The sequence below is a fragment of the Paraburkholderia fungorum genome, from assembly GCF_003610895.1.
Lineage (GTDB): Bacteria > Pseudomonadota > Gammaproteobacteria > Burkholderiales > Burkholderiaceae > Paraburkholderia > Paraburkholderia fungorum_B.
In genome coordinates this window covers 96,672-116,837 of sequence record NZ_MCAS01000011.1, presented here as the reverse complement: position 1 = coordinate 116,837, position 20,166 = coordinate 96,672, and the positions used below count along the sequence as shown (strand labels likewise).

The following is a 20,166-nucleotide window of genomic DNA, read 5'->3' as shown; positions in this document are numbered from 1 at the left end:
GGAATACAACCTGGTGCGTGCCCTGGAACCGGACCCGGCCGCACGTCAGCACGTCAGCACGTCAGCGCATCAGCATCAGACTCCGCGCTCAACGAGCGCGAGCACCCGGCAAGGGCTTCCCGAGCCGCCAACGATCTTCAGTGGCGGCGTAATCAGCATCGCGCCGGTCGCGGGCAATCGGTCCAGGTTGACCAGGCTCGCGAGCCCGAATTTGTTGTTGCCGTGCATCGTCGAATGACACGGGAATGGCTTCGAGAACGCATAAGCCTGACCCGCATCGGTTCCCACACCTTCGGCGCCCCAGCCGAGCACATCGCGCTCCCGCGCCAGAAACTCGGGCAGATCGGGATGCGGCCCCGGCGTATGACTACCGTCCTCGCGCGCATTCAGGAACGCGTCGGGATCGGTGCGCCGCGACCAGTCCGTGCGCATCAACACCCATGAGCCCGCGGGAATGCGGCCGTGCTCCGCCTCCCACGCCTCTACGTCGGCAACGGTCAACAGATAGTCGCTATCCTCCTTCACGCGCGCCGACACGTCGATCACGCAGGCCGGCGCGATAAAGTTGCCGACCGGAATCGTGTCGGTCGTATTGTCGGCAAAGTCCTTGCCCGTCACCCAGTGAACCGGCGCATCGAAGTGCGTACCGGTATGTTCGCCGCAGGACAAATTGTTCCAGTACCAGCCAGGGCCGCGTTCGTCATAGCGCGAAATCTCCTCCATGCGAAATGGTGCGCTTTGTCCATACTGAGGCGGCAGCGAGATGATCGGCGTGCGGTGGTGAAGGCTCTGGCTCAGATCGATCACCTGAATCGTGCCCTGTTCGAGCGCGTGGGCAAGCTGGTTCAGCAGAGTCGGCATGACGGGTTCCTTTGTACGGTCGAGTGTCAGTTCGATACGGGCGGTTGCGGATCGCGCTGAATGCGTCTGCAACCGGTTGTGCAAGCTGTCAATGCGTGGCGGAACTCACAGTGGCGGACGCCACGTCCGCGCTGTCCTGCCCGGTTCGCCGGTCGTTGCGCCGCAGCTCATCGAGAAGCGCGTCGAGACGCTCGCCCTCTTCGTCGGCCAGCGCGGCTTCGCAGAGCGCTTTCAGACGAGCGGCCGGCGCGGCGGTTCGGGCCACGAGCGGTATGACGGCCTCGATCTTTCTGTAGTTACGCATGCCCCGCGCGTGCGTGTCGCCGTAGCCCTTCACGAGACGCTGACTGCGCGCAATCTCAAGCGCGAGCGAATAGTCGCGAGCTGCGTAGCGCAGCGTGCGTGCCAGCCACGCGTCGATTTCCGCGTGCTCGCGCTGGTAGCGCAAGGAACGGCGCCGCGCGCCACGCAGCGAAGCTACGCCATACAGCATCAGGAAACCGCGCAACGAAGTGGTCCGCACAACGCGTCCGCGCGATGTCAACCGCTCGACCATCGAACGCAGTGCGCCTGGCTTCAGCAGCCAGCGGCCCAGCGCGGCTGGCAGCGTGTCGGCAATCTCCTCGACCCGGGGATGCAGAAATTCGTTGATGTGCAACAGTTGTTCGGGCGTAGCTTTGACCTCGTCTCGCACACGGGTGAACCGGGTAGCGCGGATTTTCAGTTCGGCGACTCGCACGGTGTCTTCATACGACATCCAGAGCGCAAGATGCCGCGCCGTTTCGGCGAGCAGCAATTCGTCGCCGCGCACCGCGTAGGTGGCAGCATCGTCCGCGGCATGCAGTGGTTTGAGGCGTTCCAGATACGCGTGCGCGTACCCCGCGTCCTGATAGTCCGCGAGTCGGCGCACCGCACGGTGCAGAATGTCCGCGACTTCAACGGGAAATTCGCTTTGTATGCGTCGATCAAGCGCGGCGATCTCCGGATGGTTCGCCGCACCGATATCGAATGGCTGACTCCGCCGTGCCGGCACAGCATCGCCCGGCAGCCGGGCCTTTTCCTGAGCCGTATTGCTGCCCGCCCCCACCGCCGTTTCGAATCCCGCAGCAAAGGCCTTGAGACTGCTTTGCACACCGACGCCCGCCCGTTTGATCGCGGCTTCGAATTGCTCACGCGAAAAAGGCAGCGCGTTGGCGCCCGCCAGTGCACCGAACAAAGCCGCACTGATCACGCTCCCGTTGTTCTCGGCGATCCGTGCGAAATCGGCGTGGACGAAATGCTTCGCGGCTTTCTGCGCCTGCGCGACAAATGGACGAGGATCGACGCGGCCGTCGCTCATCGACGTCTTCTCGGTCATCGAATACACGCGGTGAGTGGAGGCGATCAGCGTGGTCCTGTCCGGCGTGACGAGTCCACGCTGGATCGCACGCCCCATCTCCATCAACTCGGATGCCAGCACAATGTCGACGTCGCCCGGCGTCGGCACGAGCGACAGAACCGGCTCGTGCGCGCGGTCGTGAGCATCGAGCGCGCAGGGACGAAACTCGACGTAGTAGATCGTCGCGCCGGTGCGCTGCGCAACGCCCGGCACCGACGTGGTCTGCGCCGGATAGCCCTCGTGTTCGGCCAGATCGACGATCCAGTCGGCGAGCACGCCGCCGCCCTCGCCTCCCATCGCCAGAATCGCGATACCGATCGGACGCTCAGACATAGCGGATCTCCCGTGCAGCCACGCGTTTCTGCAACCAGCCGATCACGGCACCCGCCAGGCGCGCCGACAATCTGTCCCACCAGCCCGGGTTCGTAATGACTTCCGCGCGATAGAACGACGGGCACAGCACCGCCGAGTGCGACACCTCTCCGCACAAGCCGCAACCCACGCAACTGTTCAGCACGGCGGCAACGGGTTCGCGCCGCAGCGGATCGGGATTGTCCGCCACCGTCAGCGAGGGACAGCCTGACAGGCGGATACACGAATGATCGCCCGTGCAGGTATCGGCATCGACGCCGAAGCGCTCGCGCACTACGCGCTTACCCTCGCTCGCCAGTTTCTTCATCAGCGGCTTGACGCGGCGCTGCCGGTTCAGCATGCATTCGGATTGCGCGATGATGACCTTCGGCCCGGTCTCGGGCGTGGTGAGCGCGTCACGCAAGGTGTCGCGCATCTGCGCGACGTTGTAGGTATGCGTGATCGTCCTGACCCATTTCACGCCGACGCCGCGCACCGCTGTTTCAATCGGATTATTGGTCGCGCGGATCGCGTTGGCCGCGCGCGACGACAGGATGTCCTGGCCACCCGTTGCAGCTGAGTAGCCGTTGTCGACGATCACCAGCACGTTATTGTTTTTGTTGAACACGGCATTGCCGACACCGCTCGTCAGCCCGTTGTGCCAGAAGCCACCGTCGCCCATCATGCTGATCGTGCGGCGCTGCGTTTCGCGGGTATTGAACGCGGCGGAGCCGGCCCAGCCGAGCCCGTAACCCATCGTTGTCGCGCCGAGATTGAACGGCGGCAGAATCGAAAACAGATGGCAGCCAATGTCGCAACTGACATGATGTGCACCGAGTTCGCGTTCCACCAGTTTCATGGCGGTGAAAATCGGCCGTTCAGGACAGCCGGTGCAGAACGACGGTGGCCTTGGATGCAACTCAGGCGCCGGCGCCGCTACGGGCGGTTCGGCCACCCGTGCCACGGCCTGCCCGGCCACCTCATCGTCCGCCGCCCCGCCGGCGGCTGCGACGCGCACCGGCACGGACACCGGCCGCTGCGGCGCGATGGCCGCAAGCACGCCCTCGGACAGCGCCGCCCGGCCGTTCCAATTCAGCCAATAGCGTTCGAAGAACTTCAGTAGCCCCTTCATCACCGCAACCGGCGTGTATTCGCCGGCGCGCGGCAACATATCCTTGCCGTGCAGCCGCGCGCCGATATCCGCCTGTCTGAGAATCAGGTTGACGGACTGTTCGACGAACTCCGGCTGACCTTCCTCGATCATCAGCACCGCACGTTTGTTCTCGCAGAAGCCGCGGACCTCGTCGTCGACCAGCGGATAAGCGACGTTCATTACATAGAGCGGCACATCGGTATTGCCGTGAATGTCCGCGAGACCGAGCAATTGAAGCGCGCGCATCAGCGTGTTGTACATGCCGCCTTGCGTGACGATGCCGATATCGCCGTGTTCGTCGCCGAAGAACTCGTTCAGCTTTTCGCGTTTAATGAATTCGATCGCGGCCGGCCAGCGGCGCTGGATCTTCTCCTCTTCATGAAGAAAACTCGCGGGCGGCAGGACAATCCGGCTGACGTCGCGCACCGGATTCTCGATCGCATCCTTGAGCGTGAACGCGGGCCGGATATTCTCGCTGGCGATGAAACGTCCATGGACATGGCACGCGCGGATCCGCATCTGCAGCATGACCGGCGTATTGCTCGCTTCGGACAGTTCGAAACTCTTTTCGACGGCATGGACGATCGAAGGCAGGTTCGGGCGCGGGTCGAGCAACCAGATCTGCGACTTCATGGCGAAGGCATGTGAGCGCTCCTGCATGATGCTCGAGCCCTCGCCGTAATCCTCGCCCACAATGATCAGCGCGCCGCCTGTCACACCGCCTGAGGCGAGATTGGCCAGAGCGTCCGAAGCGACGTTGGTGCCCACCGTCGCCTTGAACGTGACCGCGCCGCGCAGCGGATAATTGACGGAAGCTGCGAGCGTCGCCGCGGCCGTCGCTTCGCTCGCGCTGCTCTCGAAGTGCACGCCGAGTTCTTCGAGAATGTCATTGGCATCCGCGAGCACGTCCATCAGATGCGAAATCGGCGCCCCCTGATAACCGGCCACATACGACACACCCGATTGCAGCAGCGCCTTGGTGACGCCCAGAATACCTTCGCCGCGAAACTCCTCGCCTGCCGGCGTGCGCAGTTTCTCCACTTCAGCCTTAAACGATCTTTCAGCCATGTCGATGCTTTCCTTGCGATGAGCGTGCGGGCCGCGGCATACAAGGCGGTCTGCTGCGCGCAACAGCCCCCTTGTGCTGCGCCGTCCGGTACGGCTCAGTCAGTACCAAACAGTTTGTGAGGGTTCAGAATGTTGCAGGGATCGAGCGCGGCCTTGATGGCACGCATCGATCTGACATGCTCGGGCTTGCGCGTATGGCCGAGAACATCGCGCTTCTTCAGCCCGATCCCGTGCTCGGCCGATACCGAGCCGTTGTATTCGCGTGTGAGGCCGTATACGAGCGTTTCGATGTCCCGTGCCGTTTCCTTCGAGATACCTGGGCGATGCACGACGACATGCAGATTGCCGTCGCCGAGGTGGCCATAGACCAGCGCGACGCAGTCCGGCCAGCGCGTTTTCAGCGCCGTCTCGCAGCGTTGCGCGACCTCGCCGATCTGCGCGATCGGGAAGCTGATATCGAACGCCACCATGCCGGGAATCAGCTTGGGGTACTCGCCCGGTGCGTCGCGGATCGCCCAGAACGCGAGCGCATCGCGCTCGTTCGACGCGATCGCGGCGTCGGTCACCGTGCCGTCTTCGAGTAGACCAGCAAGCGCGTTCTCGAAATCCTCCGTGTGGCGCGCCGCATCGCCTCCCGTGCTTTCGAGCAGCACATAGAACGCGTGACGCTGCGCGAGGGGAGCACGCAACGCGGGCAACCGGTCGAGTACGAAGTCGTAGTAGCCCGGCCACATCACCTCGAAGGCCGATACGCCGGCCGGCAATTCCGCCTGTGCAACCGTCAGCAGCCGCGTCACAGCCGCGTAGTCGGCGAGCCCGCACCATGCCGTGGCCACCGAGCGCGGCCGGGGCCGCAAACGCAACACCGCGCGTGTCAGCACGGCTAGGGTCCCTTCGCTGCCGATCAGCAGGTTCCTCGTGTCGTAGCCGCAGTTGTTCTTGATCATCGGCTGCAACTCGCCGATCACGGCACCGTCGGCACACACCGCTTCGACGGCGAGCACCTGGTCGCGCATCATCCCGTAGCGGATCACGCGATTGCCGCCCGCGTTGGTAGCCAGATTGCCGCCGATCGTGCAACTGCCCCGCGCGCCCAGATCCAGCGGGAAGAACCATCCCGCCGCGAGAGCCGCCTCCTGGACGGTTTGCAGCAGGGCGCCGGTCTGAACCGTCATCGTGCCCGATACCGTATCGAGCGACTCGATCGCGTTCATGCGCTCCAGACTCAGCGCCACTTCGCCGCCGCACAGACAGGCGCCGCCGGCCAGCCCGGTCAAACCGCCTTGCGTCACGACAGGCTGCCGGTGCCGCTGGCAGATCGCCAGCGCACGCGCCACTTCGGCTGTATTGCGTGGGCGGATCAGCGCGCGGGGCTGCGCACCCGCCACGCCGCTCCAGTCCGTGAAATTACGGCTGCCGAATGCGTCCGGCAGCGTCACGACTTCGGCGCCAAGCTGGGCGATCAATTCACCGATGGCGTCGGCCGGCAAGGCAGCGTCTTCATGTGCAAGCTGGATCATGATGGTCTGGCGTATCAGGTGGCAGGTTGTGAGCGGGCCGCCTCACGCGGGTCATCGCGCAGCACGGCAAGCAGGATTGCGCCCAGCAAGGTGACGGCGGCGAACAACGCCATCGCGAGGTTCATCGAACCGGTGGTCTGCTTGATCCAGCCCACGATATAGGGCGAAAAGAATCCCGGCAGATTGCCGAGCGACGTGATCATCGCGATCGCCGCGGCCGCCGCCGAGCCGCGAAACAGCGTGGTCGGCAGATTCCAGAACACCGGCAACGACGCCATCAAACCGAACATCGCCAGCGTCAGCACGGACATCGACAGCACCGCGTTGTGCTGCACCAGCGGACTCAACCCCCACGCGAACGCGGCCAGCACCGCAAGCACGATCAGCACGGATCGCGTGTTGCGATGGCGATCCACGTAAGCGGCAACGCGCATCATCGCGAGTACGGCGACCGCCCACGGTATCGCCGTCAACAGACCGATATGCAGCGGGTTATCGACGCCGGCGGATTTGACGATCGTCGGCAGCCAGAATACGAAACCGAAAAACGACATGCCGTAGCAGCCATAAATCGCGCTGAGCAGCCAGACGCGCGGCGAACGGAACACGTCGGCAAGCCGCGAATCCGCCGCACTGGTTTGCTCCGCGGCGAGCGCCTCGTTGAGCGCGAGCTTCTCCTCGGCGCTCAGCCATGTCGCATGCTGCGGCGTGGCGTCGAGATAGATGAGCGAGGCAAGGCCGAGCGCAACCGCGGGCACGCCCTCGATCAGAAACAACCACTGCCAGCCGTGCAAGCCGTGCCATCCCGGCATGCCGCGCAGAATCAGACCCGACACGGGACCGACGAGCAACCCCGCCACTGCGATCGCCGTCATGAAAATCGCGGTCATACGCGTGCGATAGCGCGTGGTGAACCACTGGGTCAGATAGAAGATGATGCCGGGGAAGAATCCCGCTTCCGCCACGCCGAGCAGGAAGCGCATGAAGTAGAACTGAGTGGGCGTGGTGACGAACAGCGTGGCGGCCGACAGCAGCCCCCACGAAATCATGATGCGCCCGATCCAGCGATGCGCGCCGAAGCGCTTGAGCATCATGTTGCTCGGCACCTCGAACAGCACATAACCGGCGAAGAAGATGCCCGCGCCGAGGCCGTACACCGTTTCCGAAAAGCCGAGATCCTGCAGCATTTCGAGCTTGGCGAAGCTCACGTTCATCCGGTCGATTTGCGCGATCAGATAACAGCAGAACAGAAACGGCATCAGACGCCACGCGATCCTGGTGAACAGCGCCCGCTCGACCCCGTGCTCGAGCGTCGGCGCGGATGCGAGAACAGTGCTTCGTGCAGTCATCTCGACTCCTGACGAAAAGAATGGACGTGCGCAGACCGCAGCGCGTGCATCACGCATCGCCGCCAAACTGCTGCTTCTGCCGGTTTCGTTATGTCGTGCGTGTCTTCAACGCCGCGCGTGCATCGGCCACGCCGCGTCTGACCAGTTCGATATCGTTGGCGACCACCGCCAGCGTGTAGCCGGCTTCGAGGCGCATCGCGGCATCGGCGGCGCTGGACGTAAAAATGCCGCACGGCAGGCCGCCTTCCAGCGCGGCCCTGCGGACCTGTTCACAATCGCGTTCAATGTCGGCAGGCGGGTTTGCGCCGCGCGACATGGCCAGATCGCCCGTGCCGATGAAGATGTAGTCGACGCCCTTTGCCCGCGCGATCGCATGGGCCTGTTCGACCCCCGCGACGGTTTCGATCATCACGCCGACCGCTACTTCGCGATTGGCTTCGAGCAGTGTCTCGACGCCGCGCAACAGGGGCCGCACACCGCCCGCCGAGCGGGTGCCTTCCGGCGGATAGCGGCTCGCCGATGCGGCATCCGCCGCCGCACGCCCGCTTTCGATCAAGGGAATCAGGACCGAATGCGCGCCCGAATCGAGCGCCTGCGCGATCGAAGTCGGCGAGTCGTCGGCGCAGCGCACGATAACGCGGGTGCTGTTACGCACGATGCCCACCGCCGCTTCGAGCGATGCACGGTCCCACAAGCCGTGCTGCATGTCGATCACAATCGCGCCTGGCCGCGCCTGCGCGGCGATCTCCGCGATGGCCGGACTGCCCAACGCAAGCCAGATGAGGTCGATCGCCTGTCTGTCATGCAGCATCGAAAGAATCGGGGTGTCGTGCACACTGTCTCCTGCTCTGGTTCTGAAATTCGGCGCTTGCAGCGCCCGTAGCTTCGTAGTGCTGCCTGTGGCGTTATTCGTCCGACTTGTCACCGTTAAGCAACGCGAAATACTGTTGCTCGGCGTTCAGCATGAATTCGAGCATGGCCACCTTGATCAGCTTCGGGTCGCGTTCGACAAATGCTTCGAGCAAAGCCCGCATGCCGTCGATCACGATCTTCTGCGTCGAGCGGTTGTTGAGCGTGCCGATACGGACCTGCTGCGCGTGATCCACGAAGCGCAGGATGGTGGAGCGCAGGCGCGCGTTCTGGACCGCCTCGAGCCACGTCGCACGAAACTCGACGTTGGCCGAAATCATCTGATCGACATCCTGCTTGTCGTACGCACGGCGCGCCTTCTGGTACGCCTTCTTGAGTTCGCCCTCCTGCTTGTCCGTCAGTACCGCGGCAGCGCTCGCCGCTGCGGCCGGTTCAAGCAGCCGGCGTACTTCGAAAATCTCGTGGATGTCGTCGCCGGTAATGGTCGGCACAACGAAACCGCGCGTGGTGCCGACCAGATAGCCTTCGTTCGCGAGCCGCAAGAGCGCCTGGCGAACCGGCATGCGGGTACAGTCGAATTCCGCGGCAATTTCGTAGTCGAGCACACGCTCTTCCGTGCCGATCTCACCGCGCTGCAGACGGCCACGCACCTCCTGATAAATGCTCTCGCTAAGCGTGGTTGGCTTGAGAGCGGTTCGCCGCGGAAGTTTGACAACCTTGTCGTCGGACTGGGCCACAGTGGTTCCTTGTTTGATTTACGAATTCTGAATTCAGATTATGGTGAAGGGGCGCGTTAGTCAAGCAGTAGATGCGCGACTTTCTGTCTGTATCGCAGGAAGAGGATGAAATGCCCCGTCGCGATAGACCAGTGCCGCCGCGGCCTCGCCCAGCGAGACCGCATCGACAGCGCCTATCACCACGCGATGTGTACCGTAATCGGTGGTTCTCGCAACGCTGCACTGGAAATTCGCCAGCGCATCCGCGAGATGAGGCGCGCCGTCCGCACCTTCACGCCATTCGCCATGATCGAAGCGCGCTTCGCGTGGCACACCGGCCATCCCGCCGAATACGCGCGCCAGTCTTTCATGGTCATGACCGAGCAGATTGACCGAGAAGCCGGCACCCGTTGTAAGCCACTGCGCGAGTGGAGAACTCAGGTTCACGCACACCAGTAATGCGGGCGGCTCGATCGTCAGTGAGCACAGCGCGGTCGCCGTAACGCCGAGCGGGATACCCGCTCCATTGCGTGCAGCCACCACGCACACGCCGGCAGCGAGACGGCGCATGCCGGCGCGAAAGGCTTCCGCCAGCGGCTGATTCGTAGAAGGAAGCGTGGGGGGTGTTGGGTTCATCGTATGCCTCATCAATCGACCCGCAGACCGGCCTCGCGCATCAACGGCACGACCCGCTCGCAAAAGAACGGCAGTTCGTCGGCATAGTTCACGAACGACAGCGCGGCGCCGGCAAAACCGGCGCGATGCATCTGCACCAGCGTGTCGACAATCTGTTGCGGCGTGCCGACCAGCGGGAAAGTGCCCGTGCCCGCGGCAAAGCGCTGCCGGTAGAGACGGTAGGCCGCGTCGTCGTGGCTCTGGCTAAAGCCTTTCTTCTGGCGCATGTGATAGTCGAGCGCGGCTTCGTCCGCATGGTCGCGCGAATAGTGGTCGTAGTAGGCGCGCGCTTCCGCTTCGGTCTCGCGGCAAACCACATGCCCTACCGTGTAGACCAGCACCTCGCGTTGCACCGCCTGCGCGCGTTGGCGAATATCGTCGATATGCTGGCGCCCCGCCTCAAGTTCGGAGAACGTCGTGAACAGGCAATCGCAATGCCGTGCGGCGAAATCGCGTCCCGGCGGCCCGAACGCGGCATTCATCGTCACCGGGCGCGGTGTCTGCACCGCCACCGGCCGCGAAATGGCCTCCTTCAACTGATAGAACTGGCCGTCGAAATCGAACGGTTCCGCGGACGTATAGAGCCGCTGGAGAATCTCCGTCCATTCTGCCGCCTGTGCGTAGCCCTGCGGATTCAGTTGCATGCCGAACATCGCGAACTCGTCGGGGTTCCAGCCGCAGACGATGTTCAACCCGGCGCGCCCATGGCTGATGTGATCGACGGTCGCCAGCGCCTTGGCCGCGTAGAGCGGATGCACGAGCGGAACGTGCACCGTCATGAACAACGCGATCCGTTGCGTTACCGCAGCGAGCGCGGCGGCAAACGTGAACGTTTCGAACGACCACTGGCGCACGTCGGTCGCGCCGCCGAAACCGCGCCAGCGTGCAATCGGCAGGAAGAAGTCGAGACCGCCTTCGTCGGCGATCCGCGCCGCGCGCTGCACGTCGTCCCAGCCCGCGCGCCAGCGCTCGGGAACGGTGGTGAAACTCAAACCGCCGTCGGCGTTGGCCGAGAAAACACCCACCTTGAAAGGATTGGGTCCACGCATTGGATTCAAAGTCAGGCTCACGTTGTCTCCCTGTCGTTGACCGGCCGCAGCTGCAGCGACCGGCTGGTCATCGGATAGTGGGTACTGCCGCCGCCCAGCGACGGGGCACGTCGCGAATGCTCACGCAACGCGTGACGTACCGGCGAATGGAGTGCGTCACTCAGCGCGGCGCTGTCGGCGAAGACGACCTTGTTACGCTGTGCGGCTTGCGCGCGCGCAAAGGGTAATGCGCTCGTCCAGTGGACCGGTGTGTACACCTCCAGTTCGAGAAGACCGGGAAAGGCTTGCAGCAGCGGCACATGATGCGTCAGGTAGTCCGCGAGCCACGCGTCGAAACCGGTGGATGAAGCCTCGCCTCTTTCGTATGCGACCAGATAGGTGCAACGCTGCGTCTCGCACGGCGCTTCGTCAGCAGGCGGCGTATAGCGGCGCACAAGCATCGCCTGCTGCGACACTTCGCACGCCGATGCTTCCTGTAGATCGCGGAACACATCGTGTTGCAGCAATCGCTCGAATGCGCCGTGTCCGGCAAGCGCGAGATCGAGCGCCACGGGGTTGTCGAAATAGCATTGCAATACCAGCGTGGGACCGTCGACATCGTCACCATAGGGATCGCTGCCGGCACCCGGTATATGCAAGACGTAACGGCTCAGATGCGGCACGTCGCGAGACCAGGCACGCAGGCATCGATACGCGGCCTCGACGTCGAGCACCGGCGGCCGCGCAGCGCTCGCCTGCCACAACAGGAAGTAGCTGATCTGCATGACGGCATCCGGCTCAGGTCGATACAGCGGCAAGTCCGCTGAGCCGCTTACGGAACATGAAATACACGAGCGACACCAGCAGCAGCCACGGCACGCCGACGATCCACGAAATGTTCCAGAAACCGGTATCGAGCCCCATGGTGATCAGAATGGCCGCCAGCAAACCAATCCCGAGAATCTGCGCATACGGAAAGAACGGCATGCGCACCAGCAGCTTGCGGCCACGCCATGCACGCCGGAACTGCAGGTGCGTCACGAGAATAACGATCCACACCATGATCCCGCCGAACAGCGCAATACCGAACAGATAGTTGTACGCCAGCGGACTCAGGAACGAGATGAGAGCGGCCACCAGCACGCCGAGCCCCGACACCAGCGTGGCGGCGAGCGGCGTGCCGCGCGCCGTCAGCGTGCCCAGCCAGCGCGGCGCGAAACCGCCGCGGGCCAGCGAGAACATCATCCGCGACGACAGATACAGATTCGTATTCATGCTGGAGAGCGCCGCGGTGACGACGACGAAGTTCATCAGCCCCGCGGCATGGCGCACGCCGGCGTGTTCGAACAGCCTGACGAACGGGCTTTGCTGCACGATCTTCGCACCGGCTTCCGTCCACGGCAGATAGGTAATCATGATGCCGAGCGCGAGGAGGTAAAACAGCGTGAGACGCAGCACCATCGAGCGCAATGCATGCGGGATCGCTTTCTGCGGATCGCGCGCCTCGCCCGACGTCACCGCGACTACTTCGACGCCGTAGAACGAGAAGATCGCCATCAGCACGCCCATCCACACGCCACTGAAACCGTGCGGCATGAAGCCACCGGGCAATCCGGTCAGGTTATGCATCCCCACCGGTTCCGTATGCGCACCTGCACCGAATATCCCCAGGCCGCCGAAGCCAAAGATCGCGGCAAGGCCGAACACGATGAACGCGATGATCGCCACCACCTTGATCAGCGCGAACCAGTACTCGAACGAACCGAAGTTGGTCACCGAACGGCAATTGACATAGACCAATACCGCGCCGAAGGCGAGCGACCACCACCACACCGGTATGCCGGGAAACCAGAAACCCATGTAGATGCCGACCGCGATCGCCTCGCCGCCCACCGCGACGACTTCGATCACCCAGTACGTGTAACGCACGACGAACCCGGCCCACTTGTTCAGATACATCTCGGCATAGGTGCCGAACGATCCCGCCGACGGATGGGCAACCGCCATCTCGGCAAGACTGAACACCATGATGACGGCTACCAGCGCGGCGATCGCATAGCTGATCAGTACAGCCGGGCCGGCATAGCCGATCGCAATACCGCTGCCCATGAAAAGCCCAGTGCCGATCGCGCCGCCAATGCCGATCATCGTGATCTGACGCTGGCTCAGTGCTTTTTCGAGGCCGGCTTCCCGGTTTGTTGCGGGTGTGACTTCCATCTGAAGACTCCCTTTAACAGGCGCAAAACCACGTCGACGGAAACGCGGGTCAGTCAGGCAAAAGCGTCGCGAGCCGGCTCGCGATCGAGTCGTGCGTCAGCACGCCCGGCGAAAAACGCATCACGCGGCCACGCGTATCGACCACGACGCCGGCTTGCACAAGCCTTGCCTCCAGCGTTTGCGGATCGATATGCACGGGCAGCGTCGCCATCACGCTGCCGCCGCGAGCCGCGTCGGCACGTGGCGAATGCAGTGCGTAGCCTTTGGCTTCGAGCACCTCGATCACCGCGCGGCACAAGCGCAGGTTGCGCTCGCGCAGCCCATCGGCCGCGCCGGACAGCCGCCATGCGAGGCCTGGCGCCGACGCCACGAACGGCAGGAACGACGGCGTGCCGGTGTCGAACCGGCGAGCTTCCGCCGCCAGCGAAAAACGCGTGATATCCCAATTGAACGGATCCGGCTGACTGAACCAGCCGGTCATCTGCGGGGCGAGCCCGCTGTCGAGCAACGCGGGACACACATAACCAAGGCCGGTTCCGGGCGCCCCGCACAGCCATTTCAGCGTGGTCGTCGCGGCGAAATCGACGGCCGGCCTCGTCACGTCGAAGTCGAGAATGCCGGCGCCCTGCGTAATGTCGACCGCGATCAGGCTGCCCTGCTTGCGGCCGTGCGCAACGAGCCGGTCGAGATCGGCGCGCTTCGACGCGGTCGACGTGACCCATGTGACGACCGCGAGCCCGACGTCGTCGCGCCATGCTTCAATGAAAGCGTCGTCCGTGACCCACGCCGCACCGGCTGCCAGCGGCACGGTTTCGAGCGTGAAGCCGAACGTGCCGGCCAGACCCGAGAGCAGGAAATGCAGGCTCGGAAAACAATCGGCGGCAATCAGCACCTTGCGGCCAGTAAGCCGCGTACCGAGCGCCGCGACGAACTTGCCGAACGCATCGGTCACGTTCTCGGCGCCGAACACGTTGCGCGGGTCCGCATTGACAAGGCGTGCCCAGTTGTCGAGCACGCCTTGCCGCGCCGCGAGCCCTTCGTCCCAGCGCTTGAGACCGGGTGCGCACCAGCTCGACGCGAACTGCGCCAGCGCGTCGCGCACCACCGCTTCCTGATCGGGAAACAGGCCGACCGAGTGGTACATCAGCCAGCCGTCGTATGTGCCCGGCGATGAATTTACGTTCGATTGCATGAATACGTGTGTGTGAGGTAGTGCGACAGAGGTTAGAGGTCGGGGCGCCGTGCAAGCCGTTCAGAACTTGTGGCGCATACCGAGCCGCAGCAACACCTGATTGCCATTCGACGATGCAGGAATGCTGATGATCGCGGCGGTTGGGGAGTCGCCGGTCGCGTGCATGATGATCGACTGCACGTATACGTCGGTCCGTTTCGACAGGAAATAGTCGAAGGTCAGATTCAGCTGGTGGTACCTGTTCGCGCCCAGGGTCGTCAGCCCATAGCCGATACCATAGACCTGCGCGACATTCGTGTAGGAGACGCCACCCTGGTAATTGCGGAACATCGCGGAAGGCAGCCCGTTCGCCGACTCGTACTGCGCCTGCGAATAGACGCCGTACACCGTCACTTTGGAGAACTGATAGTCGGCGCCCGCCCCCCACGTCCGCAGCTTGCTGCCGCCGACATTGACCGGCGTAGCCGACCCCACCAGCGGCGAAATATCGAGGGTGGTCCCGCTAACCTCCGTATAGGCCGCGCCCGCGCTGAAGTTGCCGCGCGAGTAGACAGCGGTGAAGCTGTAGGTGCGCCCCTTGCCGTTGATATCGCCGGCAAGATTGGAGAAGCCGTACATCGCCCCTAGTTTGAAACCAGCCAGATCGGGCGACATGTACTTGACTGAATTGTCGACGCGCTGCCCACTCATCCGGTCGTTATCGAGCGGATTGTTTGCATAGCCGCCCGCCGACCAGGTCGGTGTGTAGTAGGACTCCAGCGTGTCGCACATGAAGTCGTACTGATGCCCGGCGGTCAGCACGCCCCAGCGATTGCCGGACAAGCCCACCCATGCCTGGCGGCCGAACAGCGCGCCGCCCTGCCCCAGCTTGCCGTTCTGCAACTGGTAGCCGTTTTCGAGGACGAAGATCGCCTTCATGCCGCCACCCAGGTCTTCGGCCCCTTTGAAGCCGAGACGGTTGCCCTGCATGACGCCGGTGTCGAGAAACGGCACGGAGTGGCCGCCCTCGTTGCTGGCCCAGGTAATGCCGGCATCGATGATGCCGTACAGCGTGACTGTGCTTTGCGCGTGTGCGGCCATCGACATGCCGGCACAGGAGCCGGCGAGGAGCGTGGAGGCGGCAATTTTTCTAGGCGTCGGTTTCATCGATCGCGATCAGGTTAGGGTGAGACGAATGCGTCAGGCGAATTGAAGGAGACGCGCAACAGCGCCGCGCGTCGGCGGGTGAACCGGCTGCTTTTTCAAAACGAAACGTCTAACTGCGCGTCTTACTGCGTCCTGCTGTGATCCGTGACCTGCGGCGCGCCGCCTGTGTCCGGGTGAAAACGTGCGTCGTGCTGGTCCGCGAGGCGCCGCGGTGCGGGCAGGAACAGCACGATCAGGCTGCCGGCCACCGCGCAGGCGGCCACGCCGAGCATCGACACTGCCGTGTTGCCGGTGAGGTCCTGTGCAACCCCCATCAGATAGGGGCCGAATAGACCGCCGAGTGCCGCGAGCGCATTCATCAGCGCGAAGCCGGCCGCCGCGGCGCGGTCCTTCATGAAGTTCGAGGCCAGCGCCCACACGAGTGGCGTCGCGCCAATGAAGGCCGCGGTGGCCAGCACGATGCCCGCGATCGAGAACAACGGCCGGCCGGTGAACATCACACTGAAAACGAGCCCCAGCGCGCCGGCGACACATGCGCCGGCGATGTGCCAGCGCCGTTCGCCAACCCGGTCGGAGCTGCGTCCAAGCAGGAGCATCGCCACCCCGGAGGCGAGATAGGGAATCGCGGAGATCAGACCGATGGTCCGGTAGTGCACAAAGCCGGCGGCCTTGATGATCGTCGGCGTCCAGAACACCACCGCATAGATGCCGAGATTCAGCGCGATGAGCACCGCGCCGAGCAGCCAGACCTTGCTTTCGCCGAACGCGTCCCGGATGCGCGCGCGCTGATGCGTGCCGGTGCGATCCGCTTCGACGATGGCGAGCAGGCGTTCCCGCTCGGCCGCGCTCAGCCATTTCGCCCTGGCCGGCGAATCCGCGAGGCCGATAAACACCACTGCTCCGACGATCAGCGCAGGGATGCCTTGCAGCAGGAACAGCCATTGCCAGTTACGCAGCGAACCGACGTCGGTGAACACATCCATCATCCAGCCCGACAGCGGACCGACGACCACGCCGCCGGCCGCCGCCGCCGTGATCAACAGCGAGATCACGCGCCCATGCCGGTGTTTCGGATACCACTGGGTCAGGTAATAGACCACCCCCGGCAGAAAACCCGCCTCGGCCGCACCGAGCAGAAAACGCATTGCGTAGAACGCCGCCGGGGTCTTCACGAACAGCGTCAACATCGAAATCACGCCCCACGTCACCATGATTCGCGCAATCCACGCTCGGGCGCCCACGCGGTACAGGATCAGATTGCTCGGCACCTCGAACAGCAGGAAGCCGACGAAGAACACGCCCGATCCGAAACCGTAGACTGCCGCGCTGAAATGCAAATCGTCGAGCATCTGCAATTTGGCGAAACCGATGTTGACGCGATCGATATACGCGACGATGTAGCTGATGAAGAGAATCGGCATCAGGCGCCACGTCACCTTGCGGAACAGGTCAGCGTCGCGTGCGGTTTCAATGGCGTCAGGCATCGGCAGTGAGGAATGGGCGGTTGGCATGAATGCTGGTCGTGCGGCTCGAAATGGAACGACGAAGGAAACAGCGGCGTAAGAACAGAACCCCGGATGCAGCGGCAACGTTCAGGCCATGCTCACCCGTTCGAACAGACGGCCGATGAAGCGCTCGCACTGGTAAAGCTGGTCGAGCGACACATATTCGTCGGCTTTGTGCGCCTGATCGATCGAACCCGGTCCGCACACGATTGCCGGCACCCCGGCGTTCTGGAAGAACGACGCTTCGGTGCCGTAGGCCACCTTGCCGCCGCGGCCATGCACGTCGCCGATCAGCGCCATCGCAAGACGGTGAATCTCGTCCGCATCGCTTGCATCGAGCGCGGGGATATTGCCCACGCATTCGAACGAGACGTCGGCTAGCCGGTTACGGGCGCGCATTTTTGGCAGCACGGTGCCGTCGACATAATGTTTGAGCGCGTCGATGAAGCGCTCCGGCGAGACGCCCGGCAGGAAGCGGTACTCAAAGTAGAACTCGCAGTCGGCGGGGATGATGTTGCGGCCGTTGCCGCCTTCGATCGTGTTGGTCGAGATGGTCGAGAACGGCACGTCGAAACCGTCGGCACGCTCGCCATGCGCCTCTTCCTCTTCCGCGAGATCCTGAATGCGCGAGATGATCCGCGACGCGTATTCGATCGCGTTCAAGCCCTTCGGCGTCAGCGACGAATGCGCCGCGCAACCCCGCACGTGACACCGGTAGATGCGTCCACCCTTGTGGGCCGCGATCACCCGCATGCCGGTCGGTTCGCCGACGATGCAGCCCGACGGCGTCAGTCCCGCGTCTTTCATCGCCGCGATCAGGCCCGGCACGCCGAGACAGCCCACTTCCTCGTCATAACTCAAAGCGACGTGCAGCGGCTCACGCAGCCTGGCGGCACCGAAACGCTGCGCCTGCGCCAGCACGACACCGATGAACGCCTTCATGTCGCACGCGCCGCGGCCATACAGGCGGCCATCGCGAATCTGCGCCGCGAATGGATCGCTGGTCCACGCCTGGCCATCCACCGGCACGACGTCCGTATGCCCCGACAACACGACGCCGCCGGGCCCATTGCCGAAGGTGGCGAACAGATTCGCCTTCGAGCGCTCCGCGTTGTAGTCGTAACGCAGCGTCGCACCGGCCGACTCGAGACGCTCGGCGGCCCACTCGATCAACGCCAGGTTGGAGTTGCGGCTCGTGGTGTCGAAACTGATCAACTGGCTCAGGCAATCGAGGGTTGCTTGCGATGGTCTGGCGTTGGCAGTGTCTGTCATCTGGAATCCTCAATACGGTCGAACTGCATGCGTGCCGCACCCTCGCGGACGCGTGGCGCCTGCGATCGATGCGAATCAGAAGGAACAGCGGCGAGAGCCGCTAGCCGGTCTGTATGACGGGTTGCGCGACGCGTGCGATAAACGGTGCGAGACGGTCCATGGCTTCACTCAGGCTGGCGTCGCTGCGCGCGTAGCAAAGCCGGATCTGGTGCGCCGACTCGGCACCGAAGGCCATCCCGGGTGCGAGACCGACGCCGGCCTCGAGCACCGCCCGCTTGCAGAATTCGAGCGTGTCCGTGACGCCTTCGATCTCGAACATCAGATAGAACGACGCGAGATTGGGCACGACCTGCACGCCGGGCATTCGGGCGAAACGATCGAGCACGATCTGGCGTCCGCGTCTGCACCGCTCGACGAACGACTTCACGAACGGCTCGCCTTCGGTCAACGCGAGTGCAGCGGCTTCCTGCGAGAAGACCTGGCCGCCGCTCGTATTGAACTGGATCAGTTTTTCGAAATCCGCCGTCATGCTTTCGGGGAAGATCATCCAGCCCATGCGCCAGCCGGTCATCGCCCAGGCTTTCGAAAAGCTGTTGACGATAAAGACGGGGTCGTCGGGTTGTGCGATTTCAACCATCGAAGGCGCGTAATCGCGGTCATAGACAATGCGCTGATAGACCTCGTCGGCGATCAGCGCAATGCCGCGCTGGCGCGCAAAGTCGAGCAGGCGCTGCTGCTCAGCGCGCTCCATCATCCAGCCGGTCGGATTGCCGGGTGAAGCGAAGTAAATGGCGCGGGTACGGCCGTCGCAGGCCGCGAACAAAGCCTCCAGATCGAGCGACCAGCCGCTTTCGTCGTGGCCGAGCGGCACTTCGCGCACCTCCCCGCCCAGGATCGAAATCGCGCGCAGGATGTTCGGCCACGAGGGCGTGATGCAAACAACGTTATCGCCCGCGCCGACTATCGCCTGCGCAACCAGCATCACCGCGTTCATCCCGGACGATGTCGCGGAAATCCGGCCATCGTCGATCTCGACGCCGCACAGCCGCGCGTAATAGTCGCGAATGGCCTGACGCAGCGGCGGGATGCCGCGATTTTGCGAGTAGAACGTCTTGCCTTGCGCAAGCGCCGCGCTGGCAGCCTCGCAAATGAACGCCGGGGTCGGCAGATCGCTCTCCCCGGCCCACAGACCGATCACGTCCGGGCGGTCGATCCCGAGCCGCCATACGTCGATGATGGGTGAATCCTCAAGCGCTGAGATCGTCGGCTTCACGATGCGCGCAGCCTGCAATGCGTCTGGCACGGATAGTCCTTTCCAGTTTGACGGGGTGATCCTTTACGAGGACACCAGCCGGGGTCTCGAACTAAATTCAACATTCTGAATTCAGATTATTTGCACATAATTTAGGTGTCAAGCTTTTCCCGGCTAGGGGTCTCTACGGATAGGCGGCCGTCAGCGGGCCAGACGGCCTATGCGGCGTGACTTGTGAGGAAGATGGCGGCCGCTGTTCGGTCGCACGGAGGACTTGAGGTGGAGTTGCACCGGCTCGACATCGGCGCGGTCAGTCAGCCGATGTCAGCCGATTATGCGCAGCGCCCGAATAGGGTGTGGCGAACCACTCTTCCGGCGCACTTGCTCGCACCGCAGCAGAGCTGCAGACCCTCAGGCTGGCACGGTGACGCATCGACCCGATGGCCGATTCTCAGCGCCGCGCTGCCTGATGAAACGGCTGCTGCAAGTCTGGTGGGCGACGTGACGTGACCCGGCACACCGGCGGACAGAACGCCGCCCCCTGCTTTGCTGGATGTGCGGCGATCGGCGGCGGCACCGAAAAAAGGGGCACGCTCTCCGTCTGGGAGCAACG

General features: G+C 63.7%; 16 protein-coding genes. All 16 read right to left on the bottom strand.

Features of this window, described 5'->3' with window-relative positions; translation table 11 throughout:
* Positions 1-75 precede the first annotated feature (75 nt).
* Complete coding sequence (locus BCY88_RS12540; RefSeq protein ID WP_120344557.1) at positions 76-861, bottom strand: cyclase family protein; 786 nt, start codon at positions 859-861, stop codon at positions 76-78.
* An 88-nt stretch (positions 862-949) separates the two neighbouring features.
* Positions 950-2,572: an indolepyruvate oxidoreductase subunit beta family protein gene (locus tag BCY88_RS12535; RefSeq protein WP_120344556.1), complete on the bottom strand. Its 1,623-nt coding sequence runs from the start codon at positions 2,570-2,572 to the stop codon at positions 950-952.
* Positions 2,565-4,811: a thiamine pyrophosphate-dependent enzyme gene (locus tag BCY88_RS12530; protein WP_120344555.1), complete on the bottom strand. Its 2,247-nt coding sequence runs from the start codon at positions 4,809-4,811 to the stop codon at positions 2,565-2,567. Before BCY88_RS12530 ends, BCY88_RS12535 begins: the two co-directional genes overlap by 8 nt.
* Before the next feature lie 95 nt (positions 4,812-4,906).
* Positions 4,907-6,331 (bottom strand): FAD-binding oxidoreductase, encoded by a 1,425-nt coding sequence (locus BCY88_RS12525; RefSeq protein ID WP_120344554.1) that lies wholly within the window; start codon positions 6,329-6,331, stop codon positions 4,907-4,909.
* A 14-nt stretch (positions 6,332-6,345) separates the two neighbouring features.
* Positions 6,346-7,680 (bottom strand): MFS transporter, encoded by a 1,335-nt coding sequence (locus tag BCY88_RS12520; protein ID WP_120344553.1) that lies wholly within the window; start codon positions 7,678-7,680, stop codon positions 6,346-6,348.
* 88 nt (positions 7,681-7,768) lie between these two features.
* Positions 7,769-8,515, bottom strand: a complete 747-nt coding sequence (locus tag BCY88_RS12515) for an HpcH/HpaI aldolase family protein (RefSeq protein WP_120344552.1) — start codon at positions 8,513-8,515, stop codon at positions 7,769-7,771.
* A 70-nt stretch (positions 8,516-8,585) separates the two neighbouring features.
* Positions 8,586-9,287, bottom strand: a complete 702-nt coding sequence (locus tag BCY88_RS12510) for a GntR family transcriptional regulator (RefSeq protein ID WP_120344551.1) — start codon at positions 9,285-9,287, stop codon at positions 8,586-8,588.
* 60 nt (positions 9,288-9,347) lie between these two features.
* Complete coding sequence (locus tag BCY88_RS12505; RefSeq protein ID WP_183081351.1) at positions 9,348-9,902, bottom strand: flavin reductase family protein; 555 nt, start codon at positions 9,900-9,902, stop codon at positions 9,348-9,350.
* 11 nt (positions 9,903-9,913) lie between these two features.
* Positions 9,914-11,011 (bottom strand): LLM class flavin-dependent oxidoreductase, encoded by a 1,098-nt coding sequence (locus tag BCY88_RS12500; protein WP_220669666.1) that lies wholly within the window; start codon positions 11,009-11,011, stop codon positions 9,914-9,916.
* On the bottom strand, positions 11,008-11,754 hold the full coding sequence (locus BCY88_RS12495) for an ethyl tert-butyl ether degradation protein EthD (protein ID WP_120344548.1): 747 nt from the start codon (positions 11,752-11,754) through the stop codon (positions 11,008-11,010). Before BCY88_RS12495 ends, BCY88_RS12500 begins: the two co-directional genes overlap by 4 nt.
* 13 nt (positions 11,755-11,767) lie before the next feature.
* On the bottom strand, positions 11,768-13,186 hold the full coding sequence (locus tag BCY88_RS12490) for an amino acid permease (RefSeq protein WP_120344547.1): 1,419 nt from the start codon (positions 13,184-13,186) through the stop codon (positions 11,768-11,770).
* Between the two features lie 49 nt (positions 13,187-13,235).
* Positions 13,236-14,378, bottom strand: a complete 1,143-nt coding sequence (locus BCY88_RS12485) for an aminotransferase class V-fold PLP-dependent enzyme (RefSeq protein WP_120344546.1) — start codon at positions 14,376-14,378, stop codon at positions 13,236-13,238.
* 60 nt (positions 14,379-14,438) lie between these two features.
* Positions 14,439-15,524, bottom strand: a complete 1,086-nt coding sequence (locus BCY88_RS12480) for a porin (RefSeq protein WP_120344545.1) — start codon at positions 15,522-15,524, stop codon at positions 14,439-14,441.
* A 122-nt stretch (positions 15,525-15,646) separates the two neighbouring features.
* Positions 15,647-17,035 carry an MFS transporter gene (locus BCY88_RS12475; RefSeq protein ID WP_120344544.1) on the bottom strand — a complete coding sequence of 463 codons (1,389 nt, stop codon included), beginning with the start codon at positions 17,033-17,035 and terminating at the stop codon, positions 15,647-15,649.
* Positions 17,036-17,116: 81 nt separating this feature from the next.
* Complete coding sequence (gene argE / locus BCY88_RS12470; protein ID WP_120344543.1) at positions 17,117-18,301, bottom strand: acetylornithine deacetylase; 1,185 nt, start codon at positions 18,299-18,301, stop codon at positions 17,117-17,119.
* A 100-nt stretch (positions 18,302-18,401) separates the two neighbouring features.
* Positions 18,402-19,604 carry a pyridoxal phosphate-dependent aminotransferase gene (locus BCY88_RS12465; RefSeq protein WP_183081350.1) on the bottom strand — a complete coding sequence of 401 codons (1,203 nt, stop codon included), beginning with the start codon at positions 19,602-19,604 and terminating at the stop codon, positions 18,402-18,404.
* Positions 19,605-20,166: the final 562 nt, after the last annotated feature.

Coding starts and splice junctions, on each gene's coding strand:
- BCY88_RS12540 (WP_120344557.1), bottom strand. CDS start 861: ATGCCGACTCTGCTGAACCAGCTTGCCCACGCGCTCGAACAGGGCACG.
- BCY88_RS12535 (WP_120344556.1), bottom strand. CDS start 2,572: ATGTCTGAGCGTCCGATCGGTATCGCGATTCTGGCGATGGGAGGCGAG.
- BCY88_RS12530 (WP_120344555.1), bottom strand. CDS start 4,811: ATGGCTGAAAGATCGTTTAAGGCTGAAGTGGAGAAACTGCGCACGCCG.
- BCY88_RS12525 (WP_120344554.1), bottom strand. CDS start 6,331: ATGATCCAGCTTGCACATGAAGACGCTGCCTTGCCGGCCGACGCCATC.
- BCY88_RS12520 (WP_120344553.1), bottom strand. CDS start 7,680: ATGACTGCACGAAGCACTGTTCTCGCATCCGCGCCGACGCTCGAGCAC.
- BCY88_RS12505 (WP_183081351.1), bottom strand. CDS start 9,902: ATGAACCCAACACCCCCCACGCTTCCTTCTACGAATCAGCCGCTGGCG.
- BCY88_RS12495 (WP_120344548.1), bottom strand. CDS start 11,754: ATGCAGATCAGCTACTTCCTGTTGTGGCAGGCGAGCGCTGCGCGGCCG.
- BCY88_RS12490 (WP_120344547.1), bottom strand. CDS start 13,186: ATGGAAGTCACACCCGCAACAAACCGGGAAGCCGGCCTCGAAAAAGCA.
- BCY88_RS12485 (WP_120344546.1), bottom strand. CDS start 14,378: ATGCAATCGAACGTAAATTCATCGCCGGGCACATACGACGGCTGGCTG.
- BCY88_RS12480 (WP_120344545.1), bottom strand. CDS start 15,524: ATGAAACCGACGCCTAGAAAAATTGCCGCCTCCACGCTCCTCGCCGGC.
- BCY88_RS12475 (WP_120344544.1), bottom strand. CDS start 17,035: ATGCCAACCGCCCATTCCTCACTGCCGATGCCTGACGCCATTGAAACC.
- argE (WP_120344543.1), bottom strand. CDS start 18,301: ATGACAGACACTGCCAACGCCAGACCATCGCAAGCAACCCTCGATTGC.